Source organism: Streptomyces sp. NPDC001056 (assembly GCF_053598955.1).
In genome coordinates this window covers 282221-296821 of the sequence record NZ_JBSFLI010000004.1, presented here as the reverse complement: position 1 = coordinate 296821, position 14601 = coordinate 282221, and the positions used below count along the sequence as shown (strand labels likewise).

At 73.6% G+C, this 14601-nt stretch carries 14 protein-coding genes; 7 read left to right on the top strand and 7 right to left on the bottom strand.

Going from position 1 to position 14601, the window contains the following annotated elements; genetic code table 11:
- Positions 1–123: 123 nt before the first annotated feature.
- From ACWDD7_RS07685 to ACWDD7_RS07675, 3 genes are all read right to left on the bottom strand, one after another.
- The gene (locus ACWDD7_RS07685) at positions 124–867 is read right to left on the bottom strand and encodes an endonuclease V (RefSeq protein ID WP_450456712.1); all 744 of its coding nucleotides are present in this window, start codon (positions 865–867) and stop codon (positions 124–126) included.
- Positions 868–934: 67 nt separating this feature from the next.
- Positions 935–1273: a plasmid stabilization protein gene (locus tag ACWDD7_RS07680; protein ID WP_351877592.1), complete on the bottom strand. Its 339-nt coding sequence runs from the start codon at positions 1271–1273 to the stop codon at positions 935–937.
- 77 nt (positions 1274–1350) lie between these two features.
- Complete coding sequence (locus ACWDD7_RS07675; protein WP_450456711.1) at positions 1351–2490, bottom strand: WD40/YVTN/BNR-like repeat-containing protein; 1140 nt, start codon at positions 2488–2490, stop codon at positions 1351–1353.
- A 195-nt stretch (positions 2491–2685) separates the two neighbouring features.
- Between ACWDD7_RS07675 and ACWDD7_RS07670 the strand changes: the two genes are divergently transcribed.
- The 4 genes from ACWDD7_RS07670 (at position 2686) to ACWDD7_RS07655 (ending at position 7402) form a co-directional block, all read left to right on the top strand.
- Positions 2686–3099: a spore wall synthesis regulator SsgD gene (locus ACWDD7_RS07670; RefSeq protein WP_351877596.1), complete on the top strand. Its 414-nt coding sequence runs from the start codon at positions 2686–2688 to the stop codon at positions 3097–3099.
- Between the two features lie 548 nt (positions 3100–3647).
- Positions 3648–5321: an ABC-F family ATP-binding cassette domain-containing protein gene (locus tag ACWDD7_RS07665; RefSeq protein WP_450456710.1), complete on the top strand. Its 1674-nt coding sequence runs from the start codon at positions 3648–3650 to the stop codon at positions 5319–5321.
- Between the two features lie 98 nt (positions 5322–5419).
- Positions 5420–6196, top strand: coding sequence for a dimethylargininase (gene ddaH, locus ACWDD7_RS07660; RefSeq protein ID WP_351877602.1), 777 nt, complete (start codon positions 5420–5422; stop codon positions 6194–6196).
- Between the two features lie 228 nt (positions 6197–6424).
- A complete protein-coding gene (locus ACWDD7_RS07655; protein ID WP_351877604.1) occupies positions 6425–7402 on the top strand; it encodes an acyl-ACP desaturase in 978 nt (325 codons plus the stop codon).
- A gap of 119 nt (positions 7403–7521) precedes the next feature.
- On the opposite strand, the gene ACWDD7_RS07650 is transcribed toward ACWDD7_RS07655, so the two are convergent.
- Positions 7522–7767 (bottom strand): WhiB family transcriptional regulator, encoded by a 246-nt coding sequence (locus tag ACWDD7_RS07650; RefSeq protein ID WP_351877606.1) that lies wholly within the window; start codon positions 7765–7767, stop codon positions 7522–7524.
- Between the two features lie 255 nt (positions 7768–8022).
- Between ACWDD7_RS07650 and ACWDD7_RS07645 the strand changes: the two genes are divergently transcribed.
- Positions 8023–8802: a VOC family protein gene (locus tag ACWDD7_RS07645; RefSeq protein WP_450456709.1), complete on the top strand. Its 780-nt coding sequence runs from the start codon at positions 8023–8025 to the stop codon at positions 8800–8802.
- 52 nt (positions 8803–8854) lie between these two features.
- On the opposite strand, the gene ACWDD7_RS07640 is transcribed toward ACWDD7_RS07645, so the two are convergent.
- Both ACWDD7_RS07640 and ligD read right to left on the bottom strand, forming a co-directional pair.
- The gene (locus ACWDD7_RS07640; protein WP_450456708.1) at positions 8855–9955 is read right to left on the bottom strand and encodes a LacI family DNA-binding transcriptional regulator; all 1101 of its coding nucleotides are present in this window, start codon (positions 9953–9955) and stop codon (positions 8855–8857) included.
- 76 nt (positions 9956–10031) lie between these two features.
- Entirely contained in the window at positions 10032–11051 is a 1020-nt protein-coding gene (ligD, locus tag ACWDD7_RS07635; RefSeq protein WP_351877612.1) for a non-homologous end-joining DNA ligase, read from the bottom strand.
- Between the two features lie 74 nt (positions 11052–11125).
- Here ligD and ACWDD7_RS07630 point away from each other — a divergent pair, with 74 nt between their 5' ends.
- Positions 11126–12202, top strand: coding sequence for an ATP-dependent DNA ligase (locus ACWDD7_RS07630; RefSeq protein ID WP_450456707.1), 1077 nt, complete (start codon positions 11126–11128; stop codon positions 12200–12202).
- Between the two features lies 1 nt (position 12203).
- On the opposite strand, the gene ACWDD7_RS07625 is transcribed toward ACWDD7_RS07630, so the two are convergent.
- Positions 12204–13394: a zinc-dependent alcohol dehydrogenase gene (locus ACWDD7_RS07625; RefSeq protein WP_450456706.1), complete on the bottom strand. Its 1191-nt coding sequence runs from the start codon at positions 13392–13394 to the stop codon at positions 12204–12206.
- A 233-nt stretch (positions 13395–13627) separates the two neighbouring features.
- Here ACWDD7_RS07625 and ACWDD7_RS07620 point away from each other — a divergent pair, with 233 nt between their 5' ends.
- Entirely contained in the window at positions 13628–14587 is a 960-nt protein-coding gene (locus tag ACWDD7_RS07620) for a DUF3048 domain-containing protein (protein ID WP_450456705.1), read from the top strand.
- The last annotated feature ends 14 nt before the right edge of the window (positions 14588–14601 follow it).

Genomic DNA, 14601 nt, shown 5'->3' with positions numbered 1-14601 from the left:
CGCACCACCACGCGCCGGAGCCGGGCGGCGGGTCCGCGCCACCACGCGCCGGAGCCGGGTGGCGGGTCCGCACCACCACGCGCCGGAGCCGGGTGGCGGCTCGGCCGACCACGGCTCCGGGGATCAGGAAGCCGGTGTCCGGCGGCTCGTCGGCGGCTGAGCGGCCGCGCCGGCCGTCCCCCGCGTCGCCTCCTTGAGCGCCGTGCGGCACAGGCTGTCCGCGTGGCGGGTGGTCTCCGGGAGGCGGTATGCGGGGGTGAGGGCCAGGGTGTGGGCGAGGGCGCCGGAGAGGGACACCCGGTGGCCGACGGAGACGAAGACGGGTTTGACGGCGTCGCGGGTGCGCAGGGCCCGGCCGACCTCCTCGGTGCCGGCGAGCAGCGGGGTGGAGCTGCCGCGGGCCGGGGCGGGCTCGTCGTAGGTGAAGGTGAAGGGGTTCTTGGCGACGCCGATGACGGGCAGGCCGGTGAGGACACCCAGGTGGCTCGCGAGGCCGAAGCGGCGGGGGTGGGCGAGGCCGTAGCCGTCGCACACCACCAGGCCGGGCGGACACGGAAGGGCGGCCAGCGCGGCCAGGACCGTGGGCAGTTCGCGGAAGGCGAGCAGGCCCGGGACGTAGGGGAAGGACACCCGTCCGACGGCGGTCGACTCGGCGACGACCTCCAGGGTGGCGGCGTCCAGGACGACGGCCGCGGCGGCGACCAGGTCGCGTTCGTCGTCGTAGGCCACGTCGACCCCCGTCACATGGCCCGTCCCCGGCGGCGGTCCCGGCTCGTCGAGCACCACCCGGCCGCGCAACTCGTCCTGGACCGCGCGGGCCTCCTCCTCGCTGGTGGGCCAGCCCGCCGGTACGCCTACGGTCGTCATGACGGCCGACTGTACGTGCCCGCGTCGCACCACCCCGCTCGCGGGGTCGGCGAGGACGCTCGGCGGATCAGCCCTTCTTGGCGTTCAGCGCGCGCTGCAACTGGTCCTTGTTCATGTTCGAGCGGCCCTCGATGCCGCGCTGCTTCGCCTCGTTGTACAACTGGTCGCGGGTCGGACCCTGGGGACCGGACCGGTTGCCCGACCGCTGCCCGCCGCGCCTGCCGGACGACATGTCCTGCGTGGAACTGCGGCTCGCGGTCTTCGACTCGCCGGAGCGGGCGCGCTCCTTGTTGACGGTGCGCGCGGCGATCTCCTTGGCGCGTCCCTCGCTCTCGCCCCGGTCCTGCGCGCTCTCCTTGATGTGCTCGTACTGGCGTTCGCGCTTGGGGCTGGAACCGGCCGGCATGATCGCTCCTTTCCCCGCGAAGGCGGTACGGCTCCTTCGCGGCAGGGCACGGGTACCCGGCTCCCGGTGCTCCTACCTCACCGCTCCAGCCGGGCCACCCGCCCCTGTTCGCCGGCCGCCCAGCAGCCGAGGTCGGGCGTGCAGGACACGGTGTCGTACGAGCCGGTGTCGATGGTGCGCCAGGTGCGGCCGCCGTCCGTGGTCAGATCGGTGCCGGTGGGACCGACGGCGAGCGCGGCGGTGCGGCTGTGCGGGAGCCAGGCGGCGCCGGAGCGGTACGCGGGCGGGGGCGTGGCGGCGGGCTGCCAGGTGCGGCCGCCGTCCGAGGTGACGGCCGCGGCCCGGGGCGAGGGCCGGCCGGCACGGTAGTCGCCGCCGACGGCGAGGCCGTGGGCGCGGTCGCGGAAGGCGAGGGCGAAGACGCCACGGGCCGGGTCCCCGCCCGGGACCGGGGTGTCGGTGGCGGTCCAGGTGAGCCCGCGGTCGGCGGAGTGCAGGACGCGCGCCCGGGCGCCGCCGCCGGTGGCCAGCCAGACGTCCCTGGACCCGGACGCGACCAGGCACTGCCCGCTCGCCGCGAAGCCCCCCTCGCCCTCCAGGGCGGGCGGCATCCCCTTCGCCGGGAGCACCCGCCAGGAGCGGCCGCCGTCGCTCGTGGACAGGATGCGGAAGGCGCCGTCCACGGGGTCGCCCATCGCGAGGCCGTGGCGGCGGTCGAAGAAGGCCAGGCAGTCGTAGAACGCACGCGGGTCGGTGTTGCGGAAGGACTCCGTCCAGGTCGCCCCGCCGTCCTCGGTGCGGTACACCCGGGACGCCTCGCCCTCGCCGATGGCCAGCACCACCGCGCGCCGTGCGTCGAAGGCCTCGACGTCCCGGAACTCCAGACCGGCCGCGCCGGGCGGGGAGACGTCGCGCCAGGACGCGCCGCCGTCCCGGGTGAGCAGCACGGTGCCGCCGGTGCCGGCCAGCCAGGCGGTGCGCCGGTCGACCGCCGCGAGGCCCCGGAAGCGGACCTGCGGGGTGCCCGGGTCCTTCACGGCCCAGTGCACGTCCCCGTCCCGCCCGCCGAGCGCCGCGGCCGACGGGACGGTCAGCGCCGCCAGCGCCGCTCCGCACGCGACACCCGCCGCCACCAGCCTGCCCGTCCGGCGCGTCCGGCCCCTCCCGCGCGTGCTCAGCGTGCCCAGCGTGCTCCTCGTGCTCCCCATGCGCCTCATGGCGGGCGAAGCTAGCCGACCGCCCGGTCGCCGTCCAGGGTGCCGACTCCCGTACCGGTCGGGGAGGCCGCGCGTGCATGAACGCGGTGACCGAGGTCACTCGTTGCCCAGGTGCACGCCCCGGCCCGTTTCGCCGTCTCACCCGGTGCCGGGAGCCACCGGGCCGCAGTCCAGCCGTCACGAGGGAGCAATGCGTTGTCCACCGTCATCGAGCAGCCCGTAGAGGCCCGCCTCGTCGCCGCCGCACCGCGCATGCCGAGCATCCCCGCCACGCTGCGCTACGACCGCTGCGACCCGTTCGCCGTGCGGATGACCTTCCCGGCCCCGGCCACCCTGGAGGGCGTCGAGGTCTGCTGGACCTTCGCCCGCGACCTGCTCGCCGCCGGGCTCCTGGCTCCCGAGGGCCAGGGCGACGTGCGCGTGCGGCCGTACGGCTACGACCGCATCGTGCTGGAGTTCCACGCCCCGGAGGGCACCGCCGTCGTCCATGTGCGCGCGGGCGAGATACGGCGCTTCCTGGAGGCTGCCGCCGAGCTGGTGCCCGTGGGACTCGAACACCTCCAGCTCGACCTGGACCACGGTCTCGCCGAACTGATGCGCGACGCCTGACGGACGGCGGGCGCCGCCGTTCACTCGCGCGGGAACCGCGCGTTCAGCTCCCCGTAGTCGTACCCGCGAGCCCCGCGCCCGCGCCGATCCGGGCGACGCCGGGCGCGGCCGCCTCCTTCGGCGCCTCCGGCCGACGGCCCCGCGAAGGTGTCGGGCGCCTCGACGCCGACGCCGACCGTGCCCGCGGCGAGCACGGCCCGCGCCGTGCAGGAGACTCCGGCCGCCTCCCCGGCCGGCCGCCCGGCATCGGCGTGGATCGGACGCGCCGCGCCGCCGACAAATACTTTGACTCCCGCCGGCGGTGCTCCTAACGTTTACCTCGGTTCTGTTGCCGTCGATCGGAGAAGGACGTTGCTCGTCTGAGGTTCGGAGACACCGCGTCATCACACCGGTGAGGTGTGTACGTGGCGTACGACCTCGGCGTCCGAGCCGTCCTCCGGCACAGGCCCTTCTTCTTCTCACGGCCTCCGGGTGATCCTTCGGTTCCCCGCCCCGCGGTGTCTCGTGACGCGTCCGCGAATCCGCACCCACTCCCCCGCGAGGCCTCCATGTCATCTTCTTCCCTTTCTTCCCTCACCTGTACGTCCCTGTCCTTCGGCTGGCCCGACGGCACCGCCGTGTTCGACGGGCTCGACCTCTCCTTCGGCCCCGGCAGGACCGGGCTCGTCGGCGTCAACGGATCGGGGAAGTCGACCCTGTTGAAGCTGCTGGCGGGTGAACTCACCCCGGCCGACGGCACGGTCAAGGTCACCGGAGACGTCGGCCACCTCCCGCAGAACGTCACCCTGGACACCGCGCTCCGCGTCGACCAGGCCCTCGGCATCGCCGAGCGGCGGGCCGCGCTGCACGCCATCGAGGCGGGCGACGTGGCGGAGCGGCACTTCGAGACGGTCGGCGACGACTGGGACGTCGAGGAGCGCGCCCTGGTCACGCTCGGCGAACTCGGCCTCGGACACATCGGGTTGGACCGCACCGTCGGCGAGGTGTCCGGCGGCGAGTCGGTGCTGCTCCGGCTGGCCGCGCTGCTGTTGCGCCGCCCGGACGTGCTGCTCCTGGACGAACCCACCAACAACCTCGACCTGTACGCGCGCCGCCGCCTCCACCAGGCCGTCGCCGCCTGGTCCGGCGTGCTGGTCGTGGTCAGCCACGACCGTGAACTGCTCGACCTGGTCGACCGGATCGCGGAACTGCGCACCGGCGAGGTCGCCTGGTACGGCGGCAACTTCTCGGCCTACGAGGAGGCCCTGGCCGTCGAACAGGACGCGGCCGAACGGATGGTGCGGGTCGCCGAGGCCGATGTGCGCAAGCAGAAGCGAGAACTGGCAGATGCCCAGGTCAAGTTGGCCCGACGCAAGCGGTACGGGCAGAAGATGTGGGACTCCAGGCGCGAGCCGAAGATCGTGATGGGCAACCGCAAACGCGCCGCCCAGGAGTCGGCGGGCAAGCACCGCATCATGCACGAGGAACGGCTCGCCGAGGCCAAGGAGCGCCTGGACGACGCGGTGGAGGCGGTGCGCGACGAGGACGAGATCCGCGTCGACCTGCCGTACACCGCCGTACCGCCGGGGCGGCAGGTGCTCACCCTGGAGAACCTGGAGACGGCGTACGGGGCGCGCGTCGCGGGGGTGCTCGATCTGCGCGGGCCGGAGCGGATCGCGCTGGTCGGGCGCAACGGCGCGGGCAAGACGACGCTGCTGCGCACGGTCGCCGGGGAGCTGGCGCCGGTGGCGGGCACGGCCACGGCGCATGTGCCGCTGCGTTTTCTGCCGCAGCGCCTCGACGTGCTGGACGACGAGCTGACGGTCGCCCAGAACGTGGCCCGGTTCGCGCCGGGCGCCACCAACAACCGGGTCCGGGCGCGCCTCGCCCGCTTCCTGTTCCGGGGCGCGCGCGCCGACCAGCAGGCGGCCACCCTCTCCGGCGGCGAACGCTTCCGGGCCGCGCTGGCCGCGCTGATGCTGGCCGAACCGGCGCCCCAGCTGCTCCTGCTGGACGAGCCGACCAACAACCTCGACCTGGCGAGCGTACGGCAGCTCACCTCGGCCCTGGAGTCGTACGAGGGCGCGCTGCTGGTGGCCAGCCACGATCTGCCCTTCCTGGAGTCGATCGGCATCACCCGCTGGCTGCTGATGGCGGACGGGGAGCTGACGGAGGCCGCGCCGGAGGAGGTGGGCCGGCCGGCCGGGGGCACGACGGAGCATCTCAGGAGGGGCACAGCCTGATGACGAGGCTTTTGCCCTGGCCACGTCGGACTGCATGATGGCGGACCAGCGCCGCAAATGCGGCGCAGGCACCCCATCCCCGACCGGAAAGGCCCGTCGTGCCCAGCAAGAAGGCCCTCGTCCGCCGCCCGAGCCCACGTCTCGCCGAGGGCCTGGTGACGCACATCGAGCGGCAGAAGGTCGACGTGGGGCTCGCCACCGAGCAGTGGGAGGCGTACGTCGAGGCGCTGCGCGCGCACGGCTGGGAGACGTTCGAGGTCGAACCGGCCGACGACTGCCCGGACTCGGTGTTCGTGGAGGACACCGTCGTCGTGTTCCGCAACGTCGCCCTGATCACCCGGCCGGGCAGCGGGTCCCGACGCGCGGAGACCGCCGGTGTGGAGGAGGCGGTGGCGAGCCTCGGCTGCTCGGTGAACTGGATATGGGAGCCGGGCACCCTGGACGGCGGCGACGTCCTCAAGGTCGGCGACACGCTCTACGTCGGCCGCAGCGGGCGCACCGACGCGGCCGGGGTGCAGCAGGTCCGGGCCGCGTTCGAGCCGCTGGGCGCCCGGGTGGTGGCCGTACCGGTGAGCAAGGTGCTGCACCTGAAGTCGGCCGTGACCGCGCTGCCGGACGGCACCGTCATCGGGCACATCCCGAAGGTGGACCGGCCCTCGCTGTTCCCCGGGTTCCTCTCGGTGCCCGAGGAGTCCGGCGCGCACGTGGTGCTGCTCGGCGGGCACAAGCTGCTGATGGCGGCAAGCGCCCCGAAGACCGCCGAACTGCTGACCGACCTCGGCCACGAGGTGGTCACGGTGGACATCGGCGAGTTCGAGAAGCTGGAGGGCTCGGTGACGTGCCTGTCCGTACGCCTGCGGGAGCTGTACGCCTGACCTGGTGGCCCCCTCCCTTCGACGGCCCCGGGACCGCTGTGTCCCGGGGCCGTCCGGCGTGTCGGAACGGCCCTGCCGTACGGGCTGATCTGGGGCTCTCTTACGGCGGCCTTAACCTACGGTTTCGTAACCTACGGTTTCGTAGCTTACGATCACGTAGGTTTTCCGGCACCGCTCGCCGGTACCCCCGTGTGTCTCCCTAGTTCGGCGCGTCCCCCTGGAGTTCCCGTGACGATCACCTCTCCCCACCTCGGCAGCCCGTCCGCCTGGACCGACGCCCGGCTGCTGTACGCACTGGAGGAAGTGGTGGAGGGGGAGTTGAACCGGCACCTGAAGGTCGCCAAGGACTGGATGCCGCACGAGTACGTGCCCTGGGGCGACGGACGCAACTTCCCGGCCCTGTTCGAGGACGGGGAGGCCTGGGACAAGGGCCAGTCCAAGGTGACCGAGATCGGCCGCACCGCCCTGGTGGTGAACCTGCTGACCGAGGACAACCTGCCCAGCTACCACCACGAGATCGCCAGCCTGTTCGGCCGCGACGGCGCCTGGGGCACATGGGTGCACCGCTGGACGGCCGAGGAGGGCCGGCACGGCATCGTGATGCGGGACTATCTGCTCGCCTCGCGCGCGGTGGACCCGGACAGGCTGGAGCAGTTCCGCATGGCGCACATGAGCGAGGGCTTCGAGTCCGACAACCGGCACTCGATGCTGCACTCGGTCGCCTATGTCGCCTTCCAGGAGCTGGCCACCCGGATCTCGCACCGCAACGCCGGCCAGCAGTCCGGTGACCCGGTGTGCGACCGCATGCTCGCCCGGATCGCGACCGACGAGAACCTGCACATGGTCTTCTACCGCAACCTGCTCAAGGCGGCGTTCGAGCTCGCGCCCGACCCGACGATGCAGGCCGTGCGGGACGTCGTCGTCAACTTCCGGATGCCCGGACACGGCATCCCCGGCTTCGAGCGGGCCGCCGCGCAGATGGCGATCGGCGAGGTCTACAACCTGCGCATCCACCACGACGACGTGCTCCAGCCGGTGCTGCGCTTCCTGAAGATCATGCAGCTCGACGGCCTCGGGCCCGAGGGGCGCCAGGCACAGGAGGAACTCGGCCTCTTCATGGGCGGTCTGGACATGGAGGCCACGCGCTTCGACGAGAAGCTGGAGGCGCGCAAGGCACGGATGGCGGCGCGCACCGCCGGCCGCTGAGCGAGGCGGTCACCACGGGGCCGGGCCCCGGTGAGGCCAGGCGTACGGCGCGGCCCTCGGGGGGGGCCGTAGGCAGGCGTACGGCGCGCGACCGGCCCTCGGCCGGGGCGGGCGGCCGGTCAGCCGGAGGTACGGCGCAGGGCGAGGCGTTCCTTCTCGGACAGCCCGCCCCAGACGCCGAAGCGCTCGTCGTTGGCGAGCGCGTACTCCAGGCAGGCCGGGCGCAGCTCGCACATCCCGCAGATGCGCTTCGCCTCGCGCACCGAGCTGCCCGGCTCGGGGAAGAAGAAGTCCGGCCCCGTCTGCGCGCACAGGGCCTGTGCCTGCCAGGTCCGGTCGGCCGGGGTGATGGTGTCGATGTGCATGGCCTGGATCGTGCCGTCCGGCGAAAAACGTTCGATCAACGCGCGCTCAACGCCGTCGTCGGGGCCTCCGGCCACCTCGATGATGCGCCCCGGGTCCCGCCGGTTGCACGACGGCGCGCGGAACTTCCGAAAACCCAACGGACACGCCACGTCACCGAAGGTGAGGGCGCGTCCGGCGGTGCTCCGGCGGCGATTGTCGGTGGGCGGTGCCAGACTCGGCAGTGCACGGGACGGGACCCTTCGAGGAGGGCGGCAATGCTCACCACCGATTTCGTCGACGGCGCCCCGAACTGGCTCGACGTCGGCGCGCCGGACCTCGACGGAGCGCGCTCCTTCTACGGCGGCCTCTTCGGCTGGCGCTTCGAGTCCGCGGGACCGGACGCCGGGGGCTACGGCTTCTTCCGGCTGGACGGGAAGACCGTCGCGGGCGGCATGCGGTGCGGGCCCGATCAGGGCCCGCCGGCCTGGACGCTGTACTTCCGCAGCGAGGACGCGGCGGCCACCGCCAAGGCGGTCGAACAGGCCCATGGCCAGGTGCTGTTCGGGCCGGTCGACGTGCTGGGCCAGGGACACATGGCGGTCCTCGCCGACCGGGCGGGCGTGAGGTTCGGGGTCTGGCAGCCCGGCCGCACCAAGGGCGTGGACATGGTGAACGGGCCGGGCGCGCTGTGCTGGGCCGAGCTGCACACCGCGGACATCGCGGCGGCCGCCGCCTTCTACCACCGGGTGCTGGGCCTGGAGACCTCCGGCGTGTCCTTCCCGGGCGGCACGTACACGTGCGTCAACCCCGAGGGCACCGGTGAGGACGCGATGTTCGGCGGGATGGTGCCGCTGGCCCGCGCGGGCGACGAGCCGTACTGGCTGCCGTACTTCGAGGTCGAGGACACCGACGCGGTGGTGGACAGGGCCCGGGAACTCGGCGGGGCGGTGAGCGCCCCGGCCGTGACGGTCGAGGGTGTGGGGCGCATCGCCCGGCTGACCGATCCGTACGGGGCGCGGTTCGGGGTGATCAGGAGCGCGTCCGCGCAGGGGTGAAACGGGTGTCAGGGGGCCGACCGGGGCGAGACCGGCCCTGGCCGGAGGCGGGTCAGGCGGATGCCCGGCGTATCAGCGTGGTCGGCAGGATCAGGCCGGGCCCCGGGGCGTCCGCCGGGTCGTCCGAGGCCGACCCGGCGTGGTCCGGGGCCGACCCGGCGTCGTCCGGGGCCGCGGTGCCGTGCAGCAGGAGGCGGGCCATCAGGCGGCCCATCCGCTCGATGTCCTGACGGACCGTGGTCAGCGGCGGGTCGGACTGCTCGGCCAGCGGCAGCATGTCGTCGAAGCCGACCACGGCCACGTCCTCGGGCACCCGCAGCCCCCGCTCCCGCAGCACCCGCAGCGCGCCCAGCGCGGTGAGGTCGTTCGCGGCGAACACGGCGTCCACGTCGGGGCGGCGGTCGAGGAGTTCCCGCATGGCCCGCTCGCCGCCGGCCGGGGTGAAGTCGCTCTCCACGACCAGGGCGGGGTCGCCTGTCCCCGCACCGCTCCCGCCCGCGCCTTCGGCCATGACGTCCCGGTAGCCGTCGAGCCGGTCCACTGCCGACGTCTGGTCGAGGGCGCCGGTGAGGTGCGCGATCCGGGTCCGGCCGAGCGAGACGAGATGGCGCACGGCGGTGCGCGCGCCGCCCCGGTTGTCGCTGTCCACGTACACCGGGGTGCCGGTGCGGTCCCGCCAGCCCGGCCGGCCGCCGAACACCGTGGGCACGCCCGCGTCGTGGATGAGTCCGGGCAGCGGATCGTCCAGGTGCAGGGAGAAGACCAGCGCCCCGTCGACATGGCCCCCGGCGAGATACCGGGCCACGCGCGCGTGGTCGTCCCGGCCCTCCGTGAGCAGCAGCACCAACTGGTTGTCGTGGGCGGTCAGTTCCTTGCTGATGCCGCGCAACTGGAGGGCGAAGAAGGGGTCGGCGAAGACCCGGGTCTCGGGTTCGGCGATGACGACGGCGACCGCGTCGTGCCGTTTGGTGACGAGGCTGCGCGCGGCCTGGTTGGGCACATAGCCGAGTTCCGCCACGGCCCGCCGTACCCGCTCGGCGAGCGGCTCCCGCACGCCGTACCCGCCGTTGACCACCCGGGACACGGTGGCCCTGGACACCCCGGCGCGCGCGGCCACGGCCTCCAGCGTGGGACGCGACACTGCCTCGGGCACCAGGGGACTCCTCATCGGGCGGTTGCCGCCCAGGATAACGAGGGTGCGGCGCGCCCAGGACGTGGTCAGGACGCGGTCAGGACGCCGGGTCCCGCCGGGCCCGGCTCGGCCGGACGCGTTTGGGTTCGCCGGGCATCTTCGGGTGTTCCGGCGGATACGGCAGATCGCCGAGCCCGTGGTCGTGCTCGTCGCGGCGGGCCAGCTCCAGCAGGGCGTCCAGGGAGTAGGCGTGGTCGTCCATGTCGGCGTGCACGTCGCCGAGTTCGGCGTACCGGGCCGGCATGGTGGCCAGGTCGAAGTCGCGGGGCCGGGCGGAGCCGACCTCGTCCCAGCTCAGCGGCGCGGAGACGGTGGCGTCCGGGCGGGGCCGTACCGAGTAGGCGGAGGCGATGGTGCGGTCGCGGGCGGTCTGGTTGTAGTCGAGGAAGATCCGGGCGCCGCGCTCCTCCTTCCACCACTTGATGGTGACCTGCTCGGGCATCCGGCGTTCCATCTCCCGGCCGACGGCGATGGCGGCGCGCCGCACCTGGGTGAAGGTCCAGCGCGGTTCGATGGGCACGAAGACGTGCAGGCCCCGGCCCCCGGAGGTCTTCGGCCAGCCGCGCAGCCCGCCGAACTCGTCGAGCACGGAGCGTAGTTCATGGGCGGCGCGGACGGCGTCGGCGTAGTCGGTGCCGGGCTGCGGGTCGAGGTCGATGCGCAGTTCGTCGGGGTGGTCGACGTCGCCGGCGCGCACGGGCCAGGGGTGGAAGGTGAGGGTGCCGTACTGGGCGGCCCACACCACGGCGGCCTCCTCGGTGGGGCACATCTCGTCGGCGCTGCGGCCGCTGGGGAAGGTGATGTGGGCGGTCGGGATCCAGTCGGGCATGCCCTTGGGGGCGCGTTTCTGGAAGAACCACTCGCCCTCGATGCCGTCCGGGTAGCGCTCCAGGGTGGTGGGGCGGTCCCGCAGGGCGCGCAGGATGCCGGGGCCGACCGCGGTGTAGTACCGCGCGAGGTCCAGCTTGGTGAAGCCCCGCTCCGGGAAGAACACCTTGTCCGGGCTGGACAGTCGCACGGTCCGCCCGGCCACCTCCAGTTCCACCGCTTCGGCCATGCGGCCACCGTAGGCGCCCCCCGCGCGGCGCGCACACCGGGCGCACACGGGCGCGCACGCGCAGAATCAGAGCCATGGAGCTGCCCGTCATGCCGCCCGTGAAGCCGATGCTCGCCAAGTCGGTGGCGAGCATCCCGCCGGGCATGCACTACGAGGCGAAGTGGGACGGGTTCCGTTCGATCGTGTTCCGCGACGGCGCCGAGATCGAACTGGGCAGCCGCACCGGCAAGCCGCTGACCAGGTATTTTCCCGAACTGGTCGAGGCGCTCGCGCAGCGGGTGCCGCAGCGGTGCGTGCTCGACGGGGAGATCGTGATCGCGCGGGCCGGGCGGCTGGACTTCGACGCGCTGACCGAGCGGATCCACCCCGCCGCCTCCCGGGTGCGCATGCTCGCGGAGAGGACCCCGGCGTCCTTCGTCGCCTTCGACCTGCTCGCGCTGGACGACCACGCCCTGCTCGACGTGCCGCTCACCGACCGCCGAGCCCTGCTGGACCGGGCCCTCGCCGACGCCACGCCGCCGGTGCACCTGGCACCCGCGACGACGGACCTCACGGTGGCCGAGCAGTGGTTCGACCGGTTCGAGGGCGCCGGGCTCGACGGGATCGTGGCCAAGCCGCTCGACCTGCGCTACCGGCAGGACGAACGGGCCATGTTCAAGATCAAGCACGAGCGCACGGCCGATGTCGTGGTGGCCGGGTACCGGCTGCACAAGAGCGGCCCGGTGGTGGGCTCGCTGCTGCTGGGCCTGTACGACGACCACGGCAGGCTCCAGCACGTGGGCGTGTCGGCCGCCTTCCCCATGAAGCGGCGCGCCGAACTGGTCGAGGAGCTGGCACCGCTGCGGATGGACGATGTCGCCGGGCACCCGTGGGCGGCCTGGTCCGAGGAGGCCGCCCACGAGACGGCCCGGCTGCCCGGCGCGCCGAGCCGCTGGTCCGGCAAGAAGGACCTGTCGTGGGTGCCGCTGCGCCCCGAGCGGGTGGCCGAGGTCGCCTACGACCACATGGAGAACGGGCAGCGCTTCAGGCACACCGCCCGTTTCCGCCGCTGGCGCCCCGACCGCACCCCCGAGAGCTGTACCTACGCCCAGTTGGAGGAACCGGTGCGCTACGACCTCGGGGAGATCCTCGGGGAGAGGGGCCGGGGATGAGCTACGGCTTCATGAGGATCTTGATCGCGCCGTCCTCCTTGCGCTGGAACATCTCGTAGGCGTGCGGGGCCTCGGACAGCGGCAGCCGGTGCGTGGCGAACTCGTCCACGCCGAGGGGGTCCTCCTCGGTCAGGTACGGCATGATCTGGTCGCTCCAGCGGCGGACGTTGGCCTGCCCCATGCGCATCTGGATCTGCTTGTCGAACAGGGTGAGCAGCGGGATCGGGTCGGCCATGCCGCCGTACACGCCGCTCAGCGAGATGGTGCCGCCCCGGCGCACCAGGTCGATCGCCATGTGCAGCGCGCCGAGCCGGTCGACGCTGAAGCGTTCCGCGAGGGGGGCGCCGATCGCCCGCGGCATGAGGGCGGTGGCCTGCTGGGCGAGGCGGGCGGCGGCGCTGCCGTGGGCCTCGGTGCCGACGGCGTCGATCACCGCGTCCGGGCCCCGGCCGCCGGTCTCGTCCCTGATCGCGTGGACCAGTGCCTTCTCGTCGTCGAAGGCCCTGAGGTCGTACGTCTTCACGCCCCGCCGGCCCGCCCGCGCGAGCCGTTCGGGCACGAGGTCGATGCCGAAGACCTGTTCCGCGCCGCGCGCCTGGGCGATCCGGCAGGACATGTCGCCGATCGGCCCGAGGCCGAGCACCGCGACGCTGCCGCCGGGCGGGACGGCCGCGTACTCGACCGCCTGCCAGGCGGTGGGGAGCACGTCGGACAGGTAGACGAAGCGGTCGTCCGGCGGGCCCTCGGGCACCTTCATCGGGCCGAACTGTGCCTGCGGCACGCGCAGGTACTCGGCCTGGGCGCCCGGCACGGCGCCGTACAGCCGGGTGTAGCCGAACAGGGCCGCGCCCATGCCCTCGCCGGTGACCTGGGTGGTCTCGCACTGGGTGGTGAGCCCGGCCGAGCACATGAAGCAGTGCCCGCAGGAGATCTGGAACGGCACCACGACCCGGTCGCCGGGCCGCAGGCCAGGCACCCCCGAGCCGACCTCCTCCACGATGCCCATGGGTTCGTGGCCGAGGATGTCGCCCGGGGTCATGAACGGGGTGAGCACTTCGTACAGGTGCAGGTCCGAGCCGCACAGCCCGGTGGACGTGACGCGGATGACGGCGTCGGTGGGTTCCTCGATCCTGGGGTCGGGCACGTCCTCCACCCGCACGTCCCGCCTGCCCTGCCAGGTCACTGCCTTCATGGGGTCGCGCTCCCTCGCTCGCGTGTACTGGTCGCGTGTGCCGGCCGTTCGCACCGGCCGCTTCTGCTCGCCGCGTGTGCGCCGGTACGCCCTGGCGCTTCCGTTTCGCGGCGGCCTCCGGGTACCCGTGCCTCCGGGCGGCGAACCTCCTGGTGGGCGCGGTGCGGTGCGGGACGGGGGTGGAAGGGGTATGACCCGCGTGCACGCACGGTCGAAGGGCGAACGGGGTGGCGATGGTGAGCGGGAGACACGGTCCGCGAAGGGGTGTGCCGACGGCGGTCGTCCTGGTCGCCGCCCTGGCGGCGGGGTGCGGCGGGCACGGCGGGCGGCATGACACCGGCCCGGTCCCGACCCGGCCCCCGGCCTCCACCTCCGCGGGCGGCTCCCCCCTCGCGGTGAAGATCGACAACGTGCCGGCGGCCCGCCCGCAGACCGGCCTCGACGCCGCCGACGTGGTCTACGCGGAGCAGGTCGAGGGCGGTCTGAGCCGGCTGATGGCGGTGTACGCGAGCAGGCTGCCGAGCGCCGTCGGGCCGGTGCGCAGCGCCCGCGAGTCCGATCTGGAGCTGCTCGGCCAGTTCGACCGTCCGTATCTGGCCTTCTCCGGCGCCCAGCGCAAGCTGCTGCCGCTGATCGACCGGGCCCCGGTGCGGCCCGAGTCACCCGACACGGCCCCCGGCGCCTACGACCGGGACAGCGCGCGGGCCGCGCCGCACAACCTGTTCGTGCACCCCGCGCGTCTGCTGCGCTCCGCCCCGGGCGAGGGCGCGCTGACCACGGGCTTCCGCTACGGCCCCGCCCCTGCCGGCGGCACCCCGGTGGCCTCGCGCACCGTGCGCTACCCGGCGGCCCGCTTCACCTTCGCCTGGTCTCCCGCCCGGCACGGCTGGCTGATCACCATGGACGGCACCCCCATGGTCACCACGGACGGCCCCCGCCCGGCCCCGCCGACGGTCGTCGTCCAGTACGTCGACATCCGCGACTCGCGGTACCACGACGTCCTCGGCAACCCCACCCCCTACACCGAGACGGTCGGCTCCGGGACGGCGGAGGTGCTGCGCGACGGACGCTCCTTCTCCGCCGGCTGGTCACGGCCGGCGGCGAACGGCGGTACGACGTTCACCGGGCCGGACGGCGCGCCGCTGGACTTCGCCGCCGGGCAGGTGTGGGTGGTCTTCGCGCGGGCGCGGTGAGCAGGACCGGGGTT

What these genes read in the sequence shown, in the direction of transcription:
- ACWDD7_RS07630 (WP_450456707.1), top strand. Translation starts at nt 11,126, where the DNA reads ATGGAGCTGCCCGTCATGCCGCCCGTGAAGCCGATGCTCGCCAAGTCG.
- ACWDD7_RS07680 (WP_351877592.1), bottom strand. Translation starts at nt 1,273, where the DNA reads ATGCCGGCCGGTTCCAGCCCCAAGCGCGAACGCCAGTACGAGCACATC.
- ACWDD7_RS07665 (WP_450456710.1), top strand. Translation starts at nt 3,648, where the DNA reads ATGTCATCTTCTTCCCTTTCTTCCCTCACCTGTACGTCCCTGTCCTTC.
- ACWDD7_RS07625 (WP_450456706.1), bottom strand. Translation starts at nt 13,394, where the DNA reads ATGAAGGCAGTGACCTGGCAGGGCAGGCGGGACGTGCGGGTGGAGGAC.
- ligD (WP_351877612.1), bottom strand. Translation starts at nt 11,051, where the DNA reads ATGGCCGAAGCGGTGGAACTGGAGGTGGCCGGGCGGACCGTGCGACTG.
- ACWDD7_RS07650 (WP_351877606.1), bottom strand. Translation starts at nt 7,767, where the DNA reads ATGCACATCGACACCATCACCCCGGCCGACCGGACCTGGCAGGCACAG.
- ACWDD7_RS07645 (WP_450456709.1), top strand. Translation starts at nt 8,023, where the DNA reads ATGCTCACCACCGATTTCGTCGACGGCGCCCCGAACTGGCTCGACGTC.
- ACWDD7_RS07620 (WP_450456705.1), top strand. Translation starts at nt 13,628, where the DNA reads ATGGTGAGCGGGAGACACGGTCCGCGAAGGGGTGTGCCGACGGCGGTC.
- ACWDD7_RS07675 (WP_450456711.1), bottom strand. Translation starts at nt 2,490, where the DNA reads ATGAGGCGCATGGGGAGCACGAGGAGCACGCTGGGCACGCTGAGCACG.
- ACWDD7_RS07685 (WP_450456712.1), bottom strand. Translation starts at nt 867, where the DNA reads ATGACGACCGTAGGCGTACCGGCGGGCTGGCCCACCAGCGAGGAGGAG.